This is a genomic window from Azospirillum halopraeferens DSM 3675, assembly GCF_000429625.1.
GTDB classification, from domain to species: domain Bacteria; phylum Pseudomonadota; class Alphaproteobacteria; order Azospirillales; family Azospirillaceae; genus Azospirillum; species Azospirillum halopraeferens.
On sequence record NZ_AUCF01000032.1, the window covers coordinates 26,216 to 48,858 of the forward strand.

The 22,643-nt window shown below is 70.6% G+C and carries 20 protein-coding genes; 6 read left to right on the forward strand and 14 right to left on the reverse strand.

Annotated features, from left to right (window positions below):
- Complete coding sequence (locus G472_RS34770) at positions 1 to 1,020, forward strand: 4-(cytidine 5'-diphospho)-2-C-methyl-D-erythritol kinase (RefSeq protein WP_035693335.1); 1,020 nt, start codon at positions 1 to 3, stop codon at positions 1,018 to 1,020.
- A 5-nt stretch (positions 1,021 to 1,025) separates the two neighbouring features.
- On the opposite strand, the gene G472_RS34775 is transcribed toward G472_RS34770, so the two are convergent.
- Together G472_RS34775 and G472_RS39040 are read right to left on the reverse strand one after the other, a co-directional pair.
- Entirely contained in the window at positions 1,026 to 1,973 is a 948-nt protein-coding gene (locus G472_RS34775) for an MBL fold metallo-hydrolase (protein ID WP_084536822.1), read from the reverse strand.
- Between the two features lie 14 nt (positions 1,974 to 1,987).
- Positions 1,988 to 3,400, reverse strand: a complete 1,413-nt coding sequence (locus G472_RS39040; protein ID WP_156927202.1) for a matrixin family metalloprotease — start codon at positions 3,398 to 3,400, stop codon at positions 1,988 to 1,990.
- Positions 3,401 to 3,539: 139 nt separating this feature from the next.
- Here G472_RS39040 and G472_RS0121395 point away from each other — a divergent pair, with 139 nt between their 5' ends.
- The 4 genes from G472_RS0121395 (at position 3,540) to G472_RS0121410 (ending at position 6,582) form a co-directional block, all read left to right on the forward strand.
- Positions 3,540 to 4,709, forward strand: a complete 1,170-nt coding sequence (locus tag G472_RS0121395; protein ID WP_029010005.1) for an NAD(P)/FAD-dependent oxidoreductase — start codon at positions 3,540 to 3,542, stop codon at positions 4,707 to 4,709.
- Positions 4,706 to 5,152, forward strand: a complete 447-nt coding sequence (locus G472_RS0121400) for a hypothetical protein (protein ID WP_029010006.1) — start codon at positions 4,706 to 4,708, stop codon at positions 5,150 to 5,152. The genes G472_RS0121395 and G472_RS0121400 overlap by 4 nt, the downstream gene beginning before the upstream one ends.
- A gap of 168 nt (positions 5,153 to 5,320) precedes the next feature.
- Positions 5,321 to 6,004, forward strand: coding sequence for an OmpW/AlkL family protein (locus G472_RS0121405; RefSeq protein WP_029010007.1), 684 nt, complete (start codon positions 5,321 to 5,323; stop codon positions 6,002 to 6,004).
- 143 nt (positions 6,005 to 6,147) lie between these two features.
- Entirely contained in the window at positions 6,148 to 6,582 is a 435-nt protein-coding gene (locus G472_RS0121410; protein WP_029010008.1) for a CBS domain-containing protein, read from the forward strand.
- A 109-nt stretch (positions 6,583 to 6,691) separates the two neighbouring features.
- Here the strand turns inward: G472_RS0121410 and G472_RS0121415 are convergent, their stop codons facing one another.
- From G472_RS0121415 to G472_RS34785, 5 genes are all read right to left on the reverse strand, one after another.
- Positions 6,692 to 7,351: a response regulator gene (locus G472_RS0121415; protein ID WP_029010009.1), complete on the reverse strand. Its 660-nt coding sequence runs from the start codon at positions 7,349 to 7,351 to the stop codon at positions 6,692 to 6,694.
- A gap of 369 nt (positions 7,352 to 7,720) precedes the next feature.
- A complete protein-coding gene (locus tag G472_RS0121420; protein ID WP_029010010.1) occupies positions 7,721 to 9,511 on the reverse strand; it encodes an acyl-CoA dehydrogenase C-terminal domain-containing protein in 1,791 nt (596 codons plus the stop codon).
- A 16-nt stretch (positions 9,512 to 9,527) separates the two neighbouring features.
- A complete protein-coding gene (locus G472_RS0121425) occupies positions 9,528 to 11,867 on the reverse strand; it encodes a 3-hydroxyacyl-CoA dehydrogenase/enoyl-CoA hydratase family protein (protein WP_029010011.1) in 2,340 nt (779 codons plus the stop codon).
- Positions 11,868 to 11,875: 8 nt separating this feature from the next.
- Positions 11,876 to 13,012 (reverse strand): thiolase family protein, encoded by a 1,137-nt coding sequence (locus G472_RS0121430; RefSeq protein WP_029010012.1) that lies wholly within the window; start codon positions 13,010 to 13,012, stop codon positions 11,876 to 11,878.
- Entirely contained in the window at positions 13,009 to 13,455 is a 447-nt protein-coding gene (locus G472_RS34785) for a MerR family transcriptional regulator (RefSeq protein WP_035693336.1), read from the reverse strand. The genes G472_RS0121430 and G472_RS34785 overlap by 4 nt, the downstream gene beginning before the upstream one ends.
- Positions 13,456 to 13,802: 347 nt before the next feature.
- On the opposite strand from G472_RS34785, the gene G472_RS0121440 reads away from it, so the two are divergent.
- Positions 13,803 to 14,852: a hypothetical protein gene (locus G472_RS0121440; RefSeq protein WP_156927203.1), complete on the forward strand. Its 1,050-nt coding sequence runs from the start codon at positions 13,803 to 13,805 to the stop codon at positions 14,850 to 14,852.
- On the opposite strand, the gene G472_RS34790 is transcribed toward G472_RS0121440, so the two are convergent.
- The 7 genes from G472_RS34790 to G472_RS0121475 all read right to left on the reverse strand — a co-directional run bounded on the left by G472_RS34790 (position 14,853) and on the right by G472_RS0121475 (position 22,609).
- Entirely contained in the window at positions 14,853 to 15,179 is a 327-nt protein-coding gene (locus tag G472_RS34790; RefSeq protein WP_035693339.1) for a MoaD/ThiS family protein, read from the reverse strand.
- A 118-nt stretch (positions 15,180 to 15,297) separates the two neighbouring features.
- A complete protein-coding gene (locus G472_RS0121450; RefSeq protein WP_029010014.1) occupies positions 15,298 to 16,128 on the reverse strand; it encodes a universal stress protein in 831 nt (276 codons plus the stop codon).
- Between the two features lie 23 nt (positions 16,129 to 16,151).
- Positions 16,152 to 17,051: a hydroxymethylglutaryl-CoA lyase gene (locus G472_RS0121455; RefSeq protein ID WP_029010015.1), complete on the reverse strand. Its 900-nt coding sequence runs from the start codon at positions 17,049 to 17,051 to the stop codon at positions 16,152 to 16,154.
- Between the two features lies 1 nt (position 17,052).
- A complete protein-coding gene (locus G472_RS0121460; protein WP_029010016.1) occupies positions 17,053 to 19,050 on the reverse strand; it encodes an acetyl-CoA carboxylase biotin carboxylase subunit in 1,998 nt (665 codons plus the stop codon).
- Between the two features lie 5 nt (positions 19,051 to 19,055).
- On the reverse strand, positions 19,056 to 19,835 hold the full coding sequence (locus tag G472_RS0121465) for an enoyl-CoA hydratase/isomerase family protein (protein WP_029010017.1): 780 nt from the start codon (positions 19,833 to 19,835) through the stop codon (positions 19,056 to 19,058).
- A 10-nt stretch (positions 19,836 to 19,845) separates the two neighbouring features.
- Positions 19,846 to 21,453: a carboxyl transferase domain-containing protein gene (locus G472_RS0121470; protein WP_029010018.1), complete on the reverse strand. Its 1,608-nt coding sequence runs from the start codon at positions 21,451 to 21,453 to the stop codon at positions 19,846 to 19,848.
- A gap of 19 nt (positions 21,454 to 21,472) precedes the next feature.
- A complete protein-coding gene (locus G472_RS0121475; protein WP_029010019.1) occupies positions 21,473 to 22,609 on the reverse strand; it encodes an acyl-CoA dehydrogenase in 1,137 nt (378 codons plus the stop codon).
- Positions 22,610 to 22,643 lie beyond the last annotated feature (34 nt).

Consider the following 22,643-nt stretch of genomic DNA (forward strand, 5'->3'; position numbering starts at 1 on the left):
ATGCCCGCCGTCACGCAGGCCGCCCCGGCCAAGCTGAACCTTTATCTCCACGTGCTCGGCCGCCGGGACGACGGCTACCATGAGCTGGACAGTCTGGCCGTCTTCGCCGACGCGGGCGATACGGTGACGGTGCAGCCGGCACCCGCGCGGGTGGCTCTGCGCGGTGCCGGGCTGCCGCCCGCCGGCCCGCGGCTGGCGGTGTCGGGCCCCTTCGCCCCGGTCCTGCTGGGCGAGAACCCGGCGCACAACCTGGTCAACCGCGCCGCCCACGCCCTGGCCGCGCGGCTGGGCCGCGACGCCGACGTGATGATCCATCTGGAAAAGCGGCTGCCGGTGGCCTCGGGGATCGGCGGCGGCTCGGCCGACGCGGCGGCGACGTTGCGCGCGCTGGCCCGCCTGTGGGAGGTGCCGTTCGACGACCCGCGACTCTACGAGGTGGCGGTGACGCTGGGCGCCGACGTGCCGGTGTGCCTGGCCGGGCGCCCCGCCTTCATGGGCGGCATCGGCGAACGGCTGGACGCTGCCCCCGCCCTGCCCGCCTGCCACGCGGTGCTGGCCAACCCCGGCGTCGCCGTGCCGACCCCCGCCGTCTTCCGGGCGCGCCGCGGCCCCTTCTCCGCTCCCGCACGCTTCGCACACGCCCCGGCGGACGCCGCCGCGCTGGCCGCCCTGCTGGCGGAGCGCCGCAACGACCTGGCCGAGCCGGCGCTGACCGTCGCACCGGTCATCGCCGACGTTCTCGCCGCCCTGGACGCCACCGACGGGTGCCTGCTGGCCCGCCTGTCGGGCAGCGGCGCCACGGGCTTCGGCCTCTACGCCACCGCCGCCCGGGCGCAAGCCGCCGCCGCCACTCTGGCGGCCCGGCAGCCGGGGTGGTGGGTCACGGCGGCCCGCCTGCTGCCCGTACCGGATGACGCCCCGCCCCTGCCGCACGGCCTGACGGTGCCCGACCGCACCGTCACGGCCGTCCCGCCGCCGCCCGTGCCGTTCCCCGACACCGGCGGCTGGGGCGTCGGCTGATCAGGCTACCCGCGCACGGCGATCGTCTCGCCGTGACTGGGCAGACGGAAGGCGGCGGGATCGACGCCGTGACGGTCCAGCGCCGACCGCAGGGCCGCCGCCGGCGCATCGAACCCCTCGGTGGTCAGGCGGAACGTTCCGAAATGCATGGCCACCGCCCGCGCCGCGCCGAGATCGCGGAAGGCCCGCACCGCCTCCTCCGGGTTCATGTGCTGGGCGGCCATGAACCAGCGCGGCTCGTAGGCACCGATCGGCAGCAGGGTGACGTCCAGGCCGGGAAATCGGGCGCCGATCTCCCGGAAATGGGGGCAGTAGCCGCTGTCGCCCGTGAAGTGGACACGGCCGTCCGCCGCCTCAACGACGAAGCCGCCCCACAGGGAGCGGCGGCGGTCGAACGGGCCGCGCGCCGACCAGTGCTGGGCCGGCACGAAGGTGACGCGCACGCCGCCGGGCAGTTCCGCGCTTTCCCACCAGTCCAGCGCCACCACGTCACGCAGCCCGGCACGGGCGAGAAGGCGTTCATTGCCGAGGCCGGTGATGGCGCGCCGGGCGCCGCGCCGCGCCAGCGCCCGCAGCGAGGCGACGTCCAGATGATCGTAATGGTTGTGGCTGATGAGGACGGCGTCGACGGGCGGCAGGGAGTCCGGCGCCATTGCCGGCGGCCGCACCCGCCTCGGCCCCATGACGCCACCCGGCCCGGCGCGGCGGGAGAACACGGGATCCGTCAGCAGCGTGCACCCGCCCAGCCGCATCAGGAAGGTGACATGGCCGAGAAAGGTGAGCGACGGCCCGCCGGCGGGCGGCGGGGCCGGGAACGGCCCGTCCGACGCGGGCCCGGCCTCCGGCCATGGATCCCACCGGCTGAACCAGAGATACCGCAGCAGATCGGACAGGCGCTTGTCGGTGTCGGCGTGCGGGTTGAAGAACCGCTTGCCGTCCCAGTGATCGGACATCCGGCGCGCCGACCCTACCCGTAGACCACGATGTCCCACCCGCTGAGCGCGCTGCGCGACACGCCCAGCAGGGTGATGGTGTTGTTGGCACCCAGGTCGATGACGACGCCTCCGGAGATGTCCGTCGCCCGGGCGACCACATCGGAGATGCCGTTGATGCCGCTGCCGTTGATGTTCCTTGCAATCATCAGCCAGTCCCCGCCGACCTGGAAATCGGTGATCACGTCGTGTCCGCCACCCGGCGTGGCATAGAAGTAGTCATTGCCGGCGCCACCGACCATGGTGTCGTTGCCCAGATTCCCGAACAGCCAGTCCACCTGATCGCCGCCGTAGAGCACGTCGTCCCCCTGGCCGCCGAACAGGGTGTCGGAGCCGCTGCCGCCGACGATCAGATCGTTGCCCATGTTGCCGTACAGCACGTCGGCGCCGGCATTCCCCTCGATCCAGTCGTCGCCCTGCCCGCCGAACACCGTGTCGGCACCGTCGCCGCCAAGGATGGTGTCCATTCCCTGGTTGCCGTACAGCGTGTCGTTGCCGCCATCGCCCTGGATCCAGTCGTTGCCGGCACCGCCCATGACGCCGTCGTTGCCGCCGCCGCCGAAGATCACGTCGTCGCCGCCGCGTCCGTGCAGGGAGTTGTCCGCAGCATCGCCGACCAGCCGATCCGGCCCTTCCGTCCCCGCTTGCAGCACGCCGATCGTCTTCGCGGTCTTCGGGCCGTAGAGGAACTCGATCGCCTGCACGTCGAGGGGACCCAGCCAGGACGGATGGCTGACGGTGCCGGTGTTGTAGGACATCACCGTCTGATCGGTGTTGTCCAGGTGGGACGACAGATAGGGCGGATCGCCGGAGCCGTAGTTGCCGGGATGCTTGAGCCCCAGCGCGTGCCCCACCTCGTGCAGCAGGGTGAGGTAGCCGTAGCTGCCGGGGACCGGGTTCAGGTTGGTGGCGTCGCCGGTGTCGAGCCAGACGTCGCCGCCCAACTCGCTGCGCGAGGGGTAATAGGCATAGCCCGCGATGTTGCCGCTCAGCATCGAGGAGCCGAAGCGGATCTGGCCGCCGGCACCGGCGTCCGACACCTCCACGAAGGTGATGTCGGCGATGGCCTGGTAGGCGGACAGCGCGGCTCGCACCGCGGTCACCATTGCGGCGTTGAAGGGCTGGAACCCGTTCACCTCCCCGGAGGCGTAATAGCCGGGCACCGACTGCATGAAGCTGTACGTCACCGTCACCGGCATGCCGTAGGGACCGCCGGCGTTCCACCGCGCATCGTTTCCGGCCAGCAGGGCGTCGACGTTGTACACGCCGGACGAGGGGAAGATCAGCGCCTCGGGCGCCACGCGCACCGGCGCAGCAAAGGCGGTGTCCAGATCCGCCCGGCCGAAGCCGGAACACTGCGCGCACAGGCACCTGACAGAAAGCGGCATGGGACCCCTCCGAATCGCCTATATCCTTTATCGCATTTCCGGTTTGTGTTTTTCAATCGGCTGCCGGGCGCTGCGGCCGATTGAAAACCCCTGTCCGTCGCCGCATGCTTTCAGGCAGGACGGGAATGGAGGCGAAGCGGTGGAGCGGGTGGATTTCCTGGTCATCGGTGCGGGCATCGCCGGCGCCTCGGCGGGATGCGAACTGGCCGCCTTCGGGCGCGTCGTCGTGCTGGAGCGCGAGGAGCGCGCGGGCTACCACTCCACCGGCCGCTCCGCCGCGCTGTACACCCAGACCTACGGCCCGCCCGTGGTGCGGGCGCTGACGGTGGCCAGCCGGCCCTTCTTCGACGACCCGCCCGCCGGCTTTGCCGGGCACCCGCTGCTGACTCCGCGCGGCGTGCTGCTGGTCGGCCGCGCCGACCAATCGGCGGCCCTGGACGCAGCCTTCGCGCAGGCCCGCCGGCTGACGCCGTCGGTGTCCCGGCTCGACGCGGACGAGACCGCCGCCCGCGCACCCTGGCTGCGCCCCGGCTACGCCGCCGGCGCCGTGGCCGAGCCCGAAGCCATGGACATCGACGTGCACGCCCTGCACGCCGGCTATCTGCGCCGGCTGAAGGCGCATGGTGGCCGGCTGGTCACCGACGCCGGCGTGCACGCCCTGCACCGCCGCGCCGGCCAGTGGGAGGCGGAGACGGCGGCGGGGCGCTTCGCCGCACCGGTGGTGATCAACGCCGCCGGCGCCTGGGCCGACCGCGTGGCGGCGCTCGCCGGCGCGCGCCCACTCGGGGTGGTGCCGAAACGGCGTACGGCGGTCGTCTTCGATCCGGCCTTCCCGGCCGGCGAGGCCGGCACCATGGCCACCATCGCCTCCTGGCCGATGGTGGTCGACGTGGACGAGCGGTTCTACGCCAAGCCCGACGCCGGCCGCCTCCTGGCCTCTCCCGCCGACGAGACGCCGGTGGAGCCCTGCGACGTGCAGCCGGAGGAATGGGACGTGGCCGTGGCTGTTGAACGGGTGGAGGAGGCCGCGCGTTTCGCCGTTCGCCGGATCGCCCACCGCTGGGCGGGGTTGCGCAGTTTCGTTGCGGACAAGGTGCCGGTGGCCGGCTTCGACCCGGACGCCGACGGCTTCTTCTGGCTGGCCGGCCAGGGTGGCTACGGTATCCAGACGGCACCGGCGCTGTCGCGCACGGCCGCCGCCCTGGCCACCGGCGGTGCCATTCCGGACGATGTGGCGGCACTCGGGGTCACCGCCGGGGATCTGGCCCCGGCGCGCCTCGTCAGGGAAGCGAAGGAGCCCATGCCATGACCATCCGCCGTTCCGTTCTCCCGGCCGCGCTGTCGGCGGTTCTCGCCGCCGGCGTGCTGAGCGGCTGTGCCAACCCCATGGCCGAGCAGGCGATGACCGCCCGCACCGCCCTGGTCGGCCTGCCCAAGGAACGCCTCTTGTCCTGCGCCGGCGTCCCGCAGCGTCAGGCCACCGCCGGCGGGATGGAGTTCTTCACCTACCGCAGCGACCAGGTGGTGTCGTACCCGTCGCCCCGCGGCTATTACGGCTGGCCCGGCTACGGCTACGGCTGGGGCGGCTGGCCCGCGTACGCCGACGACATCCGCAGCTACGCCTGCGAGGCGACCTTCACCTTGCAGAACGGCGCGGTGCGGCAGGTGGTCTACAGCGGCATGCCCGGCGGCGGCGCCGGCATCGGCCAATGCTACTACATCGTGCAAAACTGCCTCGCTGCGGGTCCTTGACCGAGGGCTTGTCTCTGCGGCATGGCGTCGCTGTTGCGCAAACGTCGCAGTGCGGCAGGATGGTGTCGCACCCCCTTGGCGCCCTCGTCCGGTTCTGCTAGTGATGCGGGCAGGCAATAACCGCAACATAACTGCGGTCAATACGACATCATCCCCGGGAGCTGCCCCATGTCCATGCTGAAGCGCGCCGCCACCATCCTGCTGGCTTCCACCGCCCTGGCGGCCCTGACCGTCCCCGCCATCGCCCAGGAGTTCAAGGGCAAGTCGGCCGGTGACATCCTGGTCCGCGCCCGCGTCGTCGGCGCGATCCCGCAGGAGAAGGCCGACATCAACATGTCGAACGGCGTGCGCATCGGCGAAGGTCACGTCGGCAACGGCTGGACTCCGGAAGTCGACTTCACCTACTTCTTCACCGACAACATCGCGGCCGAACTGATCGCCGGCACCACCCGTCATACGGTGGACGCCAGCGTCCCCGGCCTGGGTGACCTGGACGTCGGCAAGGTGTCGCTGCTGCCGCCGACCCTGACGCTGCAGTACCACTTCCTGCCGAAGAACCGGGTCAGCCCCTACGTCGGCGCCGGCGTCAACTACACCCTGTTCTACAACGAGGATGCGGCCGGCGGCGCCATCCTGAGCACCAACTATAAGAACCGCTTCGGCTGGGCCCTGCAGGCCGGTGTGGACATCGAGGTCGCCGACGGCTGGTTCGTCAACATGGACGTCAAGAAGCTGTTCCTGAAGACCAAGCTGGACGTCACCACCGCGCTGGGCGCCCCGGCGAACCAGCTCCGCTCCGACGTGACGCTGAACCCCTGGCTGATCGGCGTCGGCATCGGCTACCGCTTCTGATCCTTCCCTTTCGTTCAAGGGCCGGATACCCTCAACAGGGTATCCGGCCCTTGCCGTTTTCGGGCCTTCCCTTTCCGAGCCGGCAATGGGAGCCTGAAGGCGTACCGCCGCGCCCGCGTCGTTCACGAGAGGGAAGCCCGCCCATGCATGTGTCCGCCCTGCTGAAGAGGAAAGGCCGCGACGTCGTCACCGTTCGGCCGGACGATACCGCCGCCGCTGCCGCCGGGGTGCTGGCGCAGCACCGAATCGGTGCCGTCCTGGTGAGCGACGGGGACGGAATGCCGGCCGGCATCCTGTCGGAACGCGACATCGTCCGCCATGTTGCGGCCGACGGGGCGGCTGTGCTGGCGAAGCCGGTGTCGGCGCTGATGACCAGCGACCTGGTCACCATCGGCCCCGACACAACCGACGCGGAAGCCCTGGCGCTCATGTCCGAACGCCGGGTGCGTCATCTTCCGGTGATCGACGACGGCAAGCTCGTCGGTCTGATCAGCATCGGCGACGTGGTCAAGGCCCGCCTCGATGGCGCCGAACTGGAGGTGGAGAGCCTGCGCGGCTACGTGGCGGGCATCGGATAAGGCCGCACCCCCGCCCGACGGATGGCACGAAAAGGCACTGAAGGCGCGCCCCCGTCGGGATGGCGCGCCTGCCGAAGCAATGCCGGTGGGGCAATACGGGTGGAACGGTTCAGGGCTGTGTAGGCTGGGGGAAGGCCATGGCGGCCTGGGTGCGGTTGCGCACGCCCAGCGACTTGAAGATCGCGGTCATGTGGATCTTCACGGTGCCTTCGGACAGGCCCAGTTCGTGCGCGATCTGCTTGTTGGACTTGCCTTCGCGCAGGCGATCCAGCACTTCGCGCTGGCGCTGGGTCAGCAGTTGCTCCAGCGCCGGGTCGGCCGGCGGCATCATGCCGCCGGAAGGAGCGTTGCGCACCTCCGCCTCGCCGCCGCTGTCGCGCAGCACCGTCGCCGGAACGTAGACGCCGCCGGAGAAGATCAGGTCCAGCGCGCTCAGCATGATCTTGACGCTGGACGATTTGGGAATGTAGCCGGCGGCGCCGTATTCCAGCGACTCGCGCACGTCGTGGTGCGCCTCGGACGCCGACACCACCACGACCTTGGCGCCGGGCTGGCGATCACGCAGGGTCTGGATGCCGGAGAACCCGGGCCAGCCCGGCATCCGCAGGTCGGTCAGGACGAGATCGTAAGTGGTGTCGCCGGCGCACATCTCCAGCATCTCGTCGAAGCTGCTCGCCTCTTCGAAGGTGCTGCCTTCCTTGAGTTGCTCGAGGAGCCTGCGCAGTCCCTCGCGGAACAGCACATGGTCGTCGCCGATCAGGATCCTCATCATACTCTCCCGTACTCAAGCCCCAGGGCTCAACCGCATGCCGGAGCTTTGACCGGCACCGCATTGCAGCATATTCCGTCGATCGGCCTATGCCCGCTGCAAAAGGTATAATTGAATATTAACCAGTCTATCCTGAATTGACATGTAGCACGGACCGGCACCCCCGAACAACCGCTATTCCCCTTTTGTCACGCTCGCTATGCCTTCGGTGCAATCAGTCGGCGCGAAGGGAGGACCCGGACTCCGTGACGGCGATCCGGCACCGCAATCCCTCCAAAGCCAAAGGAAAGGGCGCTCCGGCCAACCTATATAGGCCGGAAGCGCCCCGGGGTCCATACATCCGCCGGAGAATGAACGGCGCCGGCCCCGTCAGAACGCGGTGTCCTCCAACTCCATCAGCGGTCCGGCCCCCGCCGCGATGGTGATGAACAGGGCACCCGTCTGCGGCAGCAGCTTGGCCATGTAGAAACGGGCGGTCTTCACCTTCGCCTCCAGAAAGGCGGCATCGCCCTCGCCGCTCGCCAGGCGGGCGCGCGCCGCCTTGACCATGCGCAGCCACATCCACCCCAGCGCCACCAGGCCGAACAGGCGCAGGTAGTCGGTGGCCGCGGCACCGGCCTCCTCCGGGTCCTTCAGCCCCTTCTGAGCGATGAGCCCCGTGGCCTGCTGCAGCTTGGCGAACGCCTTGGCCAGGGGCAGCGCAAACTCCGCCAGGTCGTCGTTCTCCATGTCGGTCGCCAGTTCCGCCGACACCGGATGGAAGAAGCGACGCAGCAGCCGGCCCATGTCCTGCCCCAACTTGCGCCCGACAAGGTCGAGCGCCTGGATGCCGTTGGTGCCTTCGTAGATCTGGGTGATGCGGGCGTCGCGCACGTACTGCTCGACCCCGGTTTCCCAAATGAAGCCGTGGCCGCCGTGCACCTGCACGGCGATGTTGGCCGCGTCGAACCCGATGTCGGTGAACAGCGCCTTCACGATGGGCGTCATCAACTGCACGAACTCGTCCGACTCGCGACGCTGCCGGGGGTCGGGGTGCCGCTCGGCCACGTCGAGGTGATATCCGACCAGGGCCCCCAACGCCCGCGCCCCTTCGGTGTACGCGCGCGCCGTCAGCAGATTGCGCCGCACGTCGGGGTGCACGATGATGGGGTCGGCGGGCTTGTCGGGATGGCGTGGCCCCTTCAGCGAGCGCCCCTGGAGCCGCTCCTTCGCATAGGCGGCGGCGTTCTGATAGGCCACCTCGGCGATGCCCAGCCCCTGGATGCCGACGGCCAGGCGGGCGGCGTTCATCATGACGAACATGGCGCGCATGCCCTTGTTGGGCTCGCCCACCAGCCAGCCGGTGGCCTCGTCGAAGTTCATCACGCAGGTGGACGACGCCCTGATGCCCATCTTGTGCTCGATGGAGCCGCAGGCGACGCCGTTGCGCGGCCCCGGCTTGCCGTCGGCGTCGGGCAGGAACTTGGGCACCAGGAACAGGCTGATGCCGCGCGTCCCCGCCGGCGCGTCGGGCAGGCGCGCCAGCACCAGGTGCAGGATGTTCTCCGTCAGGTCGTGTTCGCCGGCGGAGATGAAGATCTTGGTGCCGGTGATCGCATAGCTGCCGTCATCCTTCGGCACCGCCCTTGTGCGGATGATGCCGAGGTCGGTGCCCGCGTGCGGTTCGGTCAGGCACATGGTGCCGGCCCAGGTGCCGTCCACCAGGCGCGGCAGGAAACGGTCCTTCAGGTCATCGCCGGCGTGCAGCGCCAGCGCGTTGTAGGCCCCCAGGGACAGGCCGGGATACATGCCGAAGCTGAGGTTGGCGGAGCAGACGAACTCCTCCAGCATGGTGTTGACCAGCTTAGGCAGGCCCTGGCCGCCGTACGCGGGATCGCACGACAATCCCTGCCAGCCCGCACCCACATAGGTGTCGTACGCCTCCTTGAAGCCGGCCGGCGTGCGCACCACGCCGTTCTCGAACCGGCAGCCTTCGGCGTCGCCCGGCTGGTTGAGGGGGAACAGCACCTCCTCGCACAGTTTCGCCCCCTCCTCCAGCACCTGGAAGATCAGGTCCGGGGTGGCGTCCTCGTAACCCGGCAGGGCGGACAACCGCTCCACGCCGACGATGCTCTCCAGGACGAAGCGCACGTCCTGAAGCGGAGCCTTGTAGATCGGCATTCCCGTCTCCTCGCCTTCAGTTGCGCAGCGGCTTGCCGGTGGTCAGCATGTGTTCGATGCGGTCCACCGTGTCGGGCTCGTGCACCAGGTCCATGAACGCCTTGCGCTCCAGCGCCAGGATCGCGTCCTCATCCACCGGCTGCGTGATGTCGGCGTCGCCGCCGGTCAGCACCTCGGCCAGCTTGCGGCACACCACCACGTCGTGGGGGGTCGCCTTGCCCTGAAGGCGGACACCTTCGACGAACAGGTCCAGCGCCGTCCGGCCACCGGGGCCCGGCAGCGTGTATGTGGCCGGCTGCGGCGGCGTGTAGCCGTCCGCCAGCTCCAGCGCCTTCGCCTTGGCGTCGGCCAGCAGGCGGGCGCGGTTCATGGTGATGCCGTCGGTGGCGCGCAGGTACTTCAGATCCTTCGCCTCGGCGGCCGATTTGGCGACCTTGGCCAGACTGATGGTCTCGAACGCCTTGGCAATGGCCGGCATGGGTCCCTTGGGCAGCTTGGGATCGGCGGCGTGGCGGGCCAGCAGCTCGGTGCAGCCGCCCCAGCCGGGGATCACCCCCACCCCCACCTCGACCAGCCCCACATAGGTTTCCGCATGGGCCTGAACGTGGTCGCAGTGCAGCAGGATCTCGCAGCCGCCGCCCAGCGCCATGCCCGACGGCGCCCCCACCACCGGGAAGGGGGCGTACTTCAGCGCCCGGTAGGTGCGCTGGCCGGCCTCCACCATCTCCTCGATCTGCGGCCACAGGGCGATGTTCAGGGCGAACAGGGCCAGACCCAGGTTGGCGCCGACCGAGAAGTTGTCCGCCTCGTTGTGGACGACCAGCGCCTTCCACGCCCCCCGGCCGTCGCCGATCAGCGCCATGGCCTTGCCGTAGGCGGCCATGGTGTCGGCGTCCAGCGTGTTCATCTTGGACGTGAACTCCAGGCACATCACGCCGTCGCCGATGTTCCACAGGCTGGCCGACCCGTTCTTCCACACGGGCTTGCCCGCCCGCTTGACGTCGGACAGCAACAGCACGCCGTCGGGCCGCGGCACCGGCGTGTACGCCCCATCGACCGTCAGGTGCTCCAGCCGGCCGCCCTCGACCCGGTAGAAGGGCCGGCCGGCGGCACGCTCAACCAGGGCCGGCACCGGAATCCCCTCGCGGCGGCAGAGATCGGCGAACCAGTCGGAGCCCAGCCGGTCGATCAGCTCGAACGGGCCCTGTTTCCAGTTGTAGCCCAGCCGCATGGCTTCATCGACGGAGACGATGTCGTCGGCGATCTCGGGCACCAGCGACGCCGCATACGCCAGGGTGCCGGCCAGCACGGTGCGGGCGTACGCCCCCGTGCGGTCGGGATGGTCGGCCAGGGCGCGCAGGTCCCGGCCGGCCGCCGCGAGGCTCTCCGGCTTCGGCCGTTCCGCCGGGCGGTACGCGCCGGTCTTCAGGTCGATCGCCTCCTTGACCTTGCCGCCGCCGTCGCGGTTCAGGCGGTAGAAGCCGCCCTTGCCCTTGCGGCCGGTCAACCCCTCCGCGATCATCCGGGCGATCAGCGGGTGTTCCCGATAGGCGGCGCGATAGGCGTCGCCCTCGGGCAGGGTGGCCAGCAGGCTGCGGGCGATGTGCGGCATCAGGTCGATACCGACCAGGTCCATCAGGCCGAAGATGCCGGTCTTCGGGATGCCCATGGGGCGCCCGGCGATGGCGTCCGCCTCCTCCACGCTCAGGCCCAGGTCGAAGGCGGCGTTGATCGCCGCCTGGATCCAGAAGGCGCCGATGCGGTTGGCGATGAAGCCCGGCCGGTCCTTGCAGCGCACCACCCCCTTGCCCAGGCGGCGGTCGCAGAAATCGGCCAGCGCGTCCGCCGCATCGCTCCGCGTGTCCGGACCGGTGACCAGTTCCAGCAGGCGCATGTAGCGCGGCGGGTTGAAGAAGTGGGTGATCAGGAAGTCGCGGCGGAACGCCTCGGACTGCCCCTCCACCAGGGCTGCCAGGGGAATGGTGGAGGTGTTGGACGAGACGACCGAGCCCGCCTTGCGCACCGGGTCGATGCGCCGGTAGAGGTCGGCCTTGATCGCCGGGTCCTCGATCACCGCTTCGACGATCCAGTCGCAATCGGCGAGCAGGCCGAGGTCGTCCTCCAGGTTGCCGGGCGTCACCAGCCGGGCGTTCTTCGGGTGCATGAAGGGGGCCGGGTCGGCCTTCAGCAGCTTCTGCACCGCGCCCCGGGCGACGGCGCTGCGGTCGGCGCCCGCCGGCATCCCCTTGGGCACGATGTCGAGCAGGACGACCGGCACCCCGGCGTTGGCGATGTGGGCGGCGATGCCGCTGCCCATCACGCCCGCCCCGATCACGGCGGCGCGTTGGATCTGCATGACGGACCTCACACCGCTTCGAGGACGGTGGCGATGCCCTGCCCGCCGCCGATGCACTGGGTGGCCAGGGCGAACGGCTTGCCCTCGCGCTTCAGCAGCGCCGCCGCCTTGCCGGTGATGCGCGCGCCCGTCGCCCCCAGCGGATGGCCGAGCGCGATGGCACCGCCATCGAGGTTGAGGGTCGCTTCGTCGACGCCCAGTTCGCGGATGCAGGCGATGGCCTGGGAGGCGAAGGCCTCGTTCAGTTCCACCACGCCCATGTCGCCGATGGTCAGGCCGGCGCGCGCCAATGCCTTGCGCGCGGCCGGGACGGGGCCCAGCCCCATGACGTCGGGCGCGCAGCCGGCAACGGCAATGGAGCGGATGCGGGCCAGCACCGGCAGTCCGTTGGCGCGGGCGTATTCCTCGCTCGCCACCAGGACGGCGGCCGCCCCGTCGGTGAGCGGCGAGGAGGTGCCGGCGGTCACCGTGCCCTCGGCCAGGAAGGCCGGCTTCAGGGCGGCCAGGGACTCCGCCGACGTTTCCGGTCGGATGCAGCCGTCCTCGGCGATGCGGCCGCCGGGAGCGTCGACCGGGACGATCTCCGCCTCAAGCCGACCCTGCAGGCGCGCTTCCGCAGCCCTGGCGTGGGAGGCGGCGGCCAGCGCCTCCTGCTCCGCCCGGGCGATGCCATAGCGCCGGGCCACGTTCTCGGCCGTGATGCCCATGGAGCAGTAGGCTTCCGGATAGCCCTCCGCCAGACCGGGGTGGAGCATGGGGTTGAAGCCCATCATGGGCACCCGGCTCATAGACTCCACGCCGGCGCACAGGAACAGGTCGCCCGCCCCCATGGCGACGGCGCCGGCCGCCTGATGGATCGCCTGCATGGACGACCCGCAGAAGCGGTTGACCGTGGTGGCGCCCGCGGTCTCCGGCAGTTTGGCCAGGAACGAGGCGAGGCGGGCGACGTTCAGGCCCTGCTCCCCTTCCGGAAAGGCGCAGCCCACCGCCACGTCCTCCAGATCGTCGGGGTTGAGGCCGGTGCGCGCCACCAGCGCCGCCATGACGCCGGCCAGCAGATCGTCCGGGCGCACCCGCGCCAGCTCTCCCTTGGTGGCGAAGGTGAACGGGGAGCGGGCATAGCCCGCGATGACCACGGATTTCATCGGTTGCTGTCCTCCCTGGAGGTCGCTTCGTGCCGGCTCCGGCGGTTCAGATGGTCGTCGATCTCGGCGTCGATGGCGCGCAATTCGGCCAGTGTCTGCTGCACGTCCTGAAGCTGGCGTTCCAGCGCGGCGATGCGCTGCCGGGCAGCCTTTTGCAGGTAGCGCATCTGCTCCGCCTGCGCATCGTCGACGTCGTAGAGGTTCAGGAACTCCTTGACCTCGGCGAGGCTGAAGCCGAGGCGCTTGCCGCGGCAGATCAGGGCCAGCCGCGCCCGGTCGCGGTGGGTGTAGACGCGGGCCTGCCCGTCGCGGGCCGGCACCAGCAGCCCCTCGTCCTCGTAATGGCGGATGGTGCGCAGCGTCAGCCCGAACTCCGCCGCCAGTTCGCCGATCCCGTAGGTGCGCTCGCCGCTGACCGGCGGGGACGCATGAAGGTCCGACATCACACCCGACTCCTTTCGGACCGTCAATGACGTTTACGTAAAGGTAAGAGTGGGCGGCCGGTCCCGTCAAGGGTGCGTTCGGAATAATCCGTGCCACGGCAGGTCCGCGGTTCGTGACAACCGAACGACGTTCGGTCGGGGATCGCATGGATGTTGAAACCGCTCCGATGCTCGCGTATCGATAAGCAATCGACACTAATTTTGCAGTCATTCCGCATACGTGCGCATGCGTATCCGCCCCTTTCCGCGAGGCCGTCATGAGTGATGCGACCCTGCCCGCCCCCTTGATGGGCTCAACCGCGCTGGCCGGTTCTCCGGCGGATGACGGGGGCAACGGAGCGGTCCACGTGCGTGATCGTTTGGCGGAAGCGCGCAACCTGCTGCACCTGGCGGCCGACCGTTTCGTGCCGATACCCGACGACACGGTCCAGACGATCATCGCCACCGAACGCGCCCTGGCCGGCGGCGGGCTTCCGGCGGAGCTGGAGGTGCGCTTCTGGCACGCCTACCGCTATCTGCGCGCCAACGTGATCGCGGCCACGACCCTGCGCAACCGCTACAACCTCGGATTCATCGCGCTGCTTTTACTGGTGATGGCGGTTCAGGGCCTGTTCATTTCGATGTCCGGGCTCGTCACCGCGATGCACAACCAGCGTGAAACGGTGACCGCCTACCTGATCGGCGACAGCCCGGAGTGCCGGCCGGACGGGACCGGCGCCGCCGCGCGGAGCGTGCCCGCCACCCCCTCCGCCTCCGCCGGTGCGGCCGCGGCCATCGGTCCGGACGGCTGCCCGACCCGCCGGGTCTCCCGGACGGAGTACCAGTTGGCTCTGAGCAAGCTCCAGGGCTACGATCATGTCATGCAATCGTACCTGACGGTGCTGCCGGGTGGCGTCGACCCGGTCGATGGGGCGACCGATTACGAGGCGCTCCGCCAGGTGCGGGAGATCGACACCGCGCAGCATTTCGCCGACTACGGTGCCCTGGTCAACGCCACCCATTTCGTGGAGGTGTTTATCCTGCCGGCACTCTACGGGGCGCTGGGCGCCAGTGTCTTCATCCTGCGCCGGTTCTCCGACGACCTGCGCAGCGGCTCCCTGGCCGAGGACGCCAGCCTGCGCTTCGGGCTGCGGGTCAGCATCGGGGTGGTCGCCGGGCTGGCCATCCACTGGTTCATCCGCTCGCCCGACATGGCCGGCGGGGCCGGGCTGGAGGACACGACGATGAACGCCCTGCACAACCTGTCGCGCTACGCCCTGTCCTTCGTCGGTGGCTATGGCAGCGAGATGGTGTTCAACCTGCTGGACCGCACCGTGACGGCCTTCTCGCCCGGCGACACGACGGCCAAACCGCGTGCCGAGGCCGGGCCGGTGGAAAAGCCGGCCGCCAACGGGTGATCATACCACGGCCGCGCCATAGCCCCAGGAGAAGGGAACCGGTCCGGACAGGGCCACCACGTCGCCGTCGTCCAGTTCCCGGTCGAGGTTGACGCCGTCGCCCAGCGTGCGCGTGACGTCGCGCCCGTTGACCAGGACCAGATAAACCGAATCCGCCGGGATCGCGAAATGTCGGACCACGTCCCCCACCGTCGCGCCGGCGCTCAGGGCCAGGGCGTGGAACGGCTTGCCGTTGCCGTGCCGGGACAGGCTGTTGAACAGCTTGACCTCCACGGCGATCCGGGTGCTGCGGGAATTGTGACCGATGGCGGCCCGTGCGGTCTGCATGTCCTGCTCCCCTCCTTATGGACCGGTGCAGGATCGCCGGGTGGCGGGGCGGCGGCCTTGACTGAGGTCAAGCCTTTCCGATTGTTCGCACATCGCGCCCCGCCGCCGCGCGCCGCCGTCAGTGCGAGAACAGCACCGGCACCGTCATCTGACGCAGAATGTGGCGGGTGTTGGCACCGCGGCCGAACAGGCCGAACGGGCCGCTGCCGTAGCCGCCGAAGCCGCCCATCACCAGAAGATCCGCACCCTCGTCGGAGATGCGGTTGAGCACGGCGTCCATGGGCATCATGTCCTCCACCGTCATGCGCTCCTGCGTCGCGGCGATGCCGTGGGCCGCCAGATGGTCGACGATGTCGACCTGCGGCACCGGCCCCTTCTCGCCGGTGCCGTGGTGACCGTGCAGGGCCAGCACCAGCACCGATTTGGCCCCCTGCATCAGCGGGATGGCGTCGTTGATGGCGCGCGCCGCCTCGCGGCTGGCGTTCCAGGCGACGACGACGCGGTGGCCGACATGGGCGAACGTCCCGGCGTAGGGGACCGCCAGCACCGGACGCCCGGCGTGCAGGATCACCTCCTCCGTCAACTGCGAGGGGACGCGGGCCGGCGCCTCCGGGTCGTGCTGGCCCAGCACCGCGAGGTCGCAATAGCGGCTGCAGATCACCGTTTCGCCGATGACGTGGCCGTATTCCCCGTGGGCGAGCTGCCACCACTTGGCCGGCACGCCGGCCTCCGCCGTGCGCGCGGTGAAGGCGGCCTTCGCCCGCTCCGCCGCGTCCACCAGCCGGTCGCTGGGGCGGCGGGCCACCAGCCCCGGACCCAGCGTTTCGCTCTGCGCGAACAGGCCGGTCAGGCGGGCACCGTGGACTCCGGCCAGCCGGACCGCCAGATCGAGACGCTCGGCGCTGCGCTCGCCGTCGTCGAGGTGCACCAGGATGTTCTTCAAGGCCATCGCTTCCCCCCTTCCCTATCGGTTCAGGCACACCCGCGGGCGCGCGCCACCTTCGATGCGGTCGGCCGGCCCAGCGCCTCGCCGATGAAGGCACCGGCGGCGATCAGGGCGTCCAGGTCGACCCCCGTCTCCACGCCCAGACCGTTCAGCATGTACAGCACGTCCTCGCTGGCCACGTTGCCGGATGCCCCCTTGGCGTAGGGGCAGCCGCCCAGGCCGGCGACCGAGCTGTCGACCACCGCCACCCCCATCTCCAGCGCCGCCAGGATGTTGGCCAGCGCCTGGCCGTAGGTGTCGTGGAAATGGACGGCCAGCTTCTCCGGCGGCACCCGCTCGGCCACGGCGGCGATCATCGCCTGCGCCTTGCCCGGCGTGCCCGTGCCGATGGTGTCGCCCAGCGACACCTCGTAGCACCCCATCTCCATCAGGCGCGCCGCCACGCCGGCGACGGCAGCCGGCGCGATCTCCCCTTCGTAGGGGCAGCCGAGCACGCAGGAAACATAGCCGCGCACCGGCACGCCCGCCGCCCGCGCCCGCTCCATGACCGGCGCGAAGCGCTCCAGGCTCTCGGCGATCGAGCAGTTGATGTTCTTGCGCGAGAAACTCTCCGACGCCGCGCCGAACACCGCCACCTCGTCGGCGCGGGCCTCCAGCGCTCCCTCCAGCCCCTTCAGGTTGGGGGTCAGCACGGCGTAGCGGGTGCCGGGACGCCGGGCGATGGCCTGCATCACCTCGGCGCTGTCGGCCATCTGCGGCACCCACTTGGGCGACACGAAGCTGCCGGCCTCGACCACCGGCAGGCCGGCGGCGGACAGGCGGTCGACCAGCTCCACCTTTACCGCGGTGGGAACCATGGTCTTCTCGTTCTGCAGGCCGTCGCGCGGCCCCACCTCCACCATGCGGACGCGAGCGGGAATGCGCACCTCAGCCCTCCTCTTCGATGTCGATCACCAGCAGCTCAACGCCTTCCGACACCTGGTCGCCGGCGGCGTAGCTGACCGATCGCACCGTACCGCGTCCGGGGGCGGTGATGGTGTGTTCCATTTTCATGGCTTCCAACAGCATCAGCGGGGTGCCGCGCTCCACCGCCTGTCCGGGCTCGGCCAGCACCCGCACCACCGTCCCCGGCATGGGTGCCGTGAGACGGCCGGAGCCGCCCTCGGCGTCCGCCGCGCGGGCCGACGGGTCGTCCAGGGTCAGGCGCCACACCGAACCGTCGCTGAGGATGGTCAGGTCATGCCCCTGCGCCACCACGGTGGCGCGCACCCGCACCCCGTCGATCACCGCCGCCAGGGCCCCGCTCTCGTACCGCGCCCCGGTGACGCGGACCGGCGCCGCGCCGCCCAGTTCCACCTCGTACCCTTCGGGCCGGAAGTGCAGCGTCACCGCCCGCAGCTCGTCGCTATCCCGGAAACGCAGGTCGTGGTGGTTGTCGTCGTTGAGCCGCCAGCCGTTGACCATGCGCCAGGGCGACCAGGGGTCGCCGGCCGTGCGCACCGCCGTGGCACCGCGGGCCAGCAGCACCGCCAGCGACGCCAGCACCAGCCCGCGCGCCGGCACCGGCGCCGGCGCCGGCACCAGGTCGGCGCGGTAACGGTCGATGAAGCCGGTGTCGATCTCCCGCGCCCGGAACGCCGGATGCCCGGCGATGGCGCCGAGGAAGGCGACGTTGGTCGTCACCCCCACCACCTCGTAGGCGGCCAGGGCGGTGCGCAGGCGGCGCAGGGCGGCGTCGCGCGTCTCGTCCCAGACGATCAGCTTGGCGATCATCGGGTCGTAGTACATGGACACCTCGTCGCCCTGGCGCACGCCGGTGTCGACGCGCACATGGGCGCTCTCCTCCGGCGGGCGCAGGTGGACGAGCCGGCCGATGGCCGGCAGGAAGTCGCGCTGCGGGTCCTCGGCGTAGAGGCGCGCCTCGAAGGCGTGGCCGCGGCGGGTCAGCCGGTCCTGGGTCAGCGGCAGGGGCTCCCCGGCGGCCACGCGGATCTGCCACTCCACCAGGTCCAGGCCGGTGATCATCTCGGTCACCGGATGCTCCACCTGCAAGCGGGTGTTCATCTCGATGAAGTAGAAGCCGCCGTCTTCGTAGAGGAACTCCACCGTGCCGGCGCCGACGTAGCCGACGGCCCGGGCGGCCGCCACCGCCGCCTCGCCCATGCGGGTGCGCAGGGCGTCGGGCAGGTCGGGGGCCGGCGCCTCCTCGATCACCTTCTGGTGGCGGCGCTGGAGGGAGCAGTCGCGCTCGAACAGATAGACGCAGTTGCCGTGGGTGTCGGCGAAGACCTGGATCTCCACATGGCGCGGCCGGGTCAGGTACTTTTCCAGCAGCACGCTGTCGTCACCGAAGGCCGCCCTGGCCTCCCGCTTGGCGCCCGCCACGGCGTCGGCGAAGGCCGCCGCCTCGCGCACCACGCGCATTCCCTTGCCGCCGCCGCCGGCCGACGCCTTGACCAGCACGGGGAAGCCGATGCGCTCCGCCTCCGCCGCCAGGGTGTCGAGGTCCTGCGCCTGCCCGTGGAAGCCGGGCACCAGCGGCACGTCGGCGCCGGTCATGACGCGCTTGGATTCCGCCTTGGAGCCCATGACGCGGATCGCCTCGGTCGGCGGGCCGATGAAGACGACGCCGGCGGCGGCGCACGCCTCGGCGAAGCCGGCGTTCTCCGACAGGAAGCCGTAGCCGGGGTGGATGGCCTGCGCGCCGGTGCGTTTCGCCACCTCCAGCACGCGCTCCCCGCGCAGATAGCTTTCGGCGGCCGGGGCCGGGCCGATGCACACGGCCTCGTCGGCCATCTCCACGTGGCGGGCACGGGCATCGGCTTCGGAATAGACGGCCACGGTGCGGATGCCCAGCCGGCGGGCGGTTTTGATCACCCGGCAGGCGATCTCGCCGCGGTTGGCGATCAGGATCTTGTCGAACATGCCGGTCAGCTCCGCCACTTCGGGTCACGTTTCTCCAGGAAGGCGCCCACGCCCTCGCGCCCCTCGTCCGAGGCGCGGACGGCCGCGATGCGGCGCGCCGTGTCGGCCATCACCGCCTCGTCGGTCGGCCGGCGGGCCACCGCGGCGATCAGGTCCTTGGCCGCGGCCTGCGCCGCCGGGCCGCACTCGAACAGGCGCTTGAGGATGCGGTCGCGCGCCCCGGCCAGCCCGTCCGCCGCGACGATCTCGTGCACCAGCCCCAGCCGGTGCGCCTCGGCGGCGGTGAAGCGTTCCGCCGTCAGGAAGTAGCGGCGACAGGCGCGCTCGCCCATGGCGGCGATCACGTAGGGGCTGATGACCGCGGGGATCAGCCCCAGCTTCACCTCCGACAGGGAGAACACCGCGGCGTCGGACGCCACGGCGATGTCGCAGGCCGCGATCAGCCCGACGCCGCCGCCGTAGGCCGCGCCCTGCACCACCGCCAGCGTCGGCTTCGGGCAGCGGTCGATGGTCTGCATCAGCGCGGCGAGCGCCATGGCGTCGCGCAGGTTCTCCTCGTGGGAGTAGCCGGCCATGCGCTTCATCCAGCCGAGATCGGCCCCGGCGGAAAAGCTGGGGCCCGCGGATTCCAGCACGACCGCGCGCACCTCCGGGTCCTCGCCCACCCCGGCGAAGGCCCCGGTGAGGTCGGCGATCAGCACGTCGTCGAAGGCGTTGTGCCGCTCCGGCCGGTTCAGCGCGATGGTGGCGACGCCGCCGGCGCGGGTGACGAGAATGTTGCTCATGCCCGACTCCTCACATGCGGAAGACGCCGAACGGCGTCGCGGGAACGGGGGCGTTGAGGGAGGCGGAGAGGCCCAGCCCCAGCACCATGCGCGTGTCGGCCGGATCGACGATGCCGTCGTCCCACAGCCGGGCGGAGGCGTAGTAGGGATGCCCTTGCGTCTCGTACTGGCGGCGGATGGGGGCCTTGAACGCCTCCTCCTCCCCGGCCGGCCAGGTCTCGCCCCGGGCCTCCAGGTTGTCGCGCCGGACCTGCGCCAGCACGTTGGCCGCCTGCTCGCCGCCCATGACGGAGATGCGGCCGTTGGGCCACATCCACAGGAAGCGCGGGGAGTAGGCGCGCCCGCACATGCCGTAGTTGCCGGCCCCGAAGGAGCCGCCGATGATCATGGTGAACTTCGGCACCTGCGCGCAGGCCACCGCCGTCACCAGCTTGGCGCCGTCCTTGGCGATGCCGCCGGCCTCGTACTTGCGGCCGACCATGAAGCCGGTGATGTTCTGCAGGAAGATCAGCGGAATGCGGCGCTGGCAGCACAGCTCCACGAAGTGGGCGCCCTTCAGCGCGCTTTCGGAGAACAGGATGCCGTTGTTGGCGATGATGCCCACGGGATAGCCGAAGATGTGGGCGAAGCCGGTGACCAGCGTGCTGCCGTAGAGCGGCTTGAACTCGTCGAAGCGGGAGCCGTCGACCACGCGGGCGATCACCTCGCGCACGTCGAAGGGCTTGCGCGGGTCGGCGGGGATGATGCCGTACAGCTCGCGCGGGTCGTACAGGGGCTCCTCCGGCGCGCGGATGTCGAGGCCGACGGACTTGACGCGGTTCAGGTTGCCGACGATGCGCCGGGCGGTGGCCAGGGCGTGGGCGTCGTTCAGCGCGTAATGGTCGGTCACGCCCGAGGTGCGGGAGTGGACGTCGGCGCCGCCCAGATCCTCGGCCGACACCACCTCGCCGGTCGCCGCCTTCACCAGGGGCGGGCCGCCCAGGAAGATGGTGCCCTGGTTGCGCACGATCACCGCCTCGTCCGACATGGCGGGCACATAGGCGCCGCCGGCGGTGCAGCTTCCCATCACCACGGCGATCTGCGGGATGCCCTTCGCCGACATGGTGGCCTGGTTGAAGAAGATGCGGCCGAAATGGTCGCGGTCGGGGAAGACCTCGTCCTGGTTGGGCAGGTTGGCGCCGCCGGAATCCACCAGGTAGACGCAGGGCAGGTTGTTCTGCTCCGCGATCTCCTGGGCGCGCAGGTGCTTCTTGACGGTGAGGGGGAAATAGGTCCCGCCCTTCACGGTGGCGTCGTTGACCACCACCATCACCTCGCGCCCGCAGACCGAGCCGATGCCGGTGATGATGCCGGCGGCCGGCACGTCCTCGGGGTAGACCCCGTGGGCGGCGAGCTGCGACAGCTCCAGGAACGGCGAGCCCACGTCGAGGAGCTGGCGGACGCGCTCGCGCGGCAGCAGCTTGCCGCGCGACAGGTGCTTGTCGCGCGCCTTGTCGCCGCCGCCCTGCTTGATCCGCGCCACGGTGGCGCGCAGATCGGCGACGAGCCCGGCCATCGCCTCGGCGTTCGCCTGGAACTCGGGCGAGCGCACGCTGACGGCGCTCTTCAGGACGGTCATTCCCCTGCTCTCCCGTTTCTCATTCGGCCAGCAGCGCGCGGCCGATGACCAGCCGCTGGATGTCGCTGGTGCCTTCGTAGATCTGGCAGACCCGGACGTCGCGGTAGATCCGCTCCACCGGGAAATCGTTGAGATAGCCGTAGCCGCCGTGGATCTGGATGGCGTCGGAGCACACGCGCTCCGCCATCTCCGAGGCGAAGAGCTTGGCCATGGACGCCTCCTTCAGGCACGGCTCCCCGGCGTCGCGCAAGGACGCCGCGTGCAGCACGAGCTGGTGCGCCGCCTCGACCTGCGTCGCCATGTCGGCCAGGCGGAAGGCCACCGCCTGGTGGTTGGCGATGACGGTGCCGAAGCTCTGCCGCTCCAGGGCGTAGCGCCGGGCGTGCTCGAACGCGGATCGGGCCATGCCGACGGCCTGGGCGGCGATGCCGATGCGCCCGCCCTCCAGGTTGGCCAGCGCGATGCGGTACCCCGCCCCCTCGTCACCCAGCATCAGGTCGGCGGGGATGCGCACCTCGTCCAGCGTCATCTGGCAGGTGTCGGAGCAGTTCTGCCCCAGCTTGTCCTCGACCCGCGCCACCCGGAACCCCGGCGTGTCCGTCGGCACCAGGAAGGCGGTGATGCCCTTCTTGCCGCGCTCCGGGTCGGACACCGCGAAGACGATGGCGAGGTCGGCGTTGCGGCCGGACGTGATGAACTGCTTGGTGCCGCTGAGCACCCAGTGGTTGCCGTCACGCCGCGCCCTGGTCTTGATGGCGGCGGCGTCGGAGCCGGCCGCCGGCTCGGTCAGGCAGAAGCAGCCGAGCTTCTCGCCGCGCGCCATAGGGCGCAGCCACTCCTGCTTCTGCTCGGTCGAGCCGAACCTGAGGATCGGCATGCAGCCGACGGAGTTGTGCACGCTCATGATGGTGGAGACGGCGCCGTCGCCGGCGGCGATCTCCTCGATCGCCAGGGCATAGGAGACGTAGTCGGTCCCCGCCCCGTCCCACTCCTCCGGCACCACCATGCCCATGAGGCCGAGCCGGCCCATCTCGGCCAGTTCCTCCTTCGGGAAGGCGTGCGTGCGGTCCCGCTCCGCCGCGGTCGGGGCCAGCCGCTCCGTGGCGAAGGCGCGCGCCATGTCGCGCACCATCGTCTGCTCTTCGCTGAGGCGCATGGTTTCCTCCCCCCTTGTTCTTCTTCTCCCTCCC

Coding starts and splice junctions, on each gene's coding strand:
- G472_RS34770 (WP_035693335.1), top strand. CDS start 1: ATGCCCGCCGTCACGCAGGCCGCCCCGGCCAAGCTGAACCTTTATCTC.
- G472_RS34775 (WP_084536822.1), bottom strand. CDS start 1,973: ATGTCCGATCACTGGGACGGCAAGCGGTTCTTCAACCCGCACGCCGAC.
- G472_RS39040 (WP_156927202.1), bottom strand. CDS start 3,400: ATGCCGCTTTCTGTCAGGTGCCTGTGCGCGCAGTGTTCCGGCTTCGGC.
- G472_RS0121400 (WP_029010006.1), top strand. CDS start 4,706: ATGACCATCCGCCGTTCCGTTCTCCCGGCCGCGCTGTCGGCGGTTCTC.
- G472_RS0121405 (WP_029010007.1), top strand. CDS start 5,321: ATGTCCATGCTGAAGCGCGCCGCCACCATCCTGCTGGCTTCCACCGCC.
- G472_RS0121410 (WP_029010008.1), top strand. CDS start 6,148: ATGCATGTGTCCGCCCTGCTGAAGAGGAAAGGCCGCGACGTCGTCACC.
- G472_RS0121415 (WP_029010009.1), bottom strand. CDS start 7,351: ATGAGGATCCTGATCGGCGACGACCATGTGCTGTTCCGCGAGGGACTG.
- G472_RS0121420 (WP_029010010.1), bottom strand. CDS start 9,511: ATGCCGATCTACAAGGCTCCGCTTCAGGACGTGCGCTTCGTCCTGGAG.
- G472_RS0121425 (WP_029010011.1), bottom strand. CDS start 11,867: ATGCAGATCCAACGCGCCGCCGTGATCGGGGCGGGCGTGATGGGCAGC.
- G472_RS0121430 (WP_029010012.1), bottom strand. CDS start 13,012: ATGAAATCCGTGGTCATCGCGGGCTATGCCCGCTCCCCGTTCACCTTC.
- G472_RS34785 (WP_035693336.1), bottom strand. CDS start 13,455: ATGTCGGACCTTCATGCGTCCCCGCCGGTCAGCGGCGAGCGCACCTAC.
- G472_RS34790 (WP_035693339.1), bottom strand. CDS start 15,179: ATGCAGACCGCACGGGCCGCCATCGGTCACAATTCCCGCAGCACCCGG.
- G472_RS0121450 (WP_029010014.1), bottom strand. CDS start 16,128: ATGGCCTTGAAGAACATCCTGGTGCACCTCGACGACGGCGAGCGCAGC.
- G472_RS0121460 (WP_029010016.1), bottom strand. CDS start 19,050: ATGTTCGACAAGATCCTGATCGCCAACCGCGGCGAGATCGCCTGCCGG.
- G472_RS0121465 (WP_029010017.1), bottom strand. CDS start 19,835: ATGAGCAACATTCTCGTCACCCGCGCCGGCGGCGTCGCCACCATCGCG.
- G472_RS0121470 (WP_029010018.1), bottom strand. CDS start 21,453: ATGACCGTCCTGAAGAGCGCCGTCAGCGTGCGCTCGCCCGAGTTCCAG.
- G472_RS0121475 (WP_029010019.1), bottom strand. CDS start 22,609: ATGCGCCTCAGCGAAGAGCAGACGATGGTGCGCGACATGGCGCGCGCC.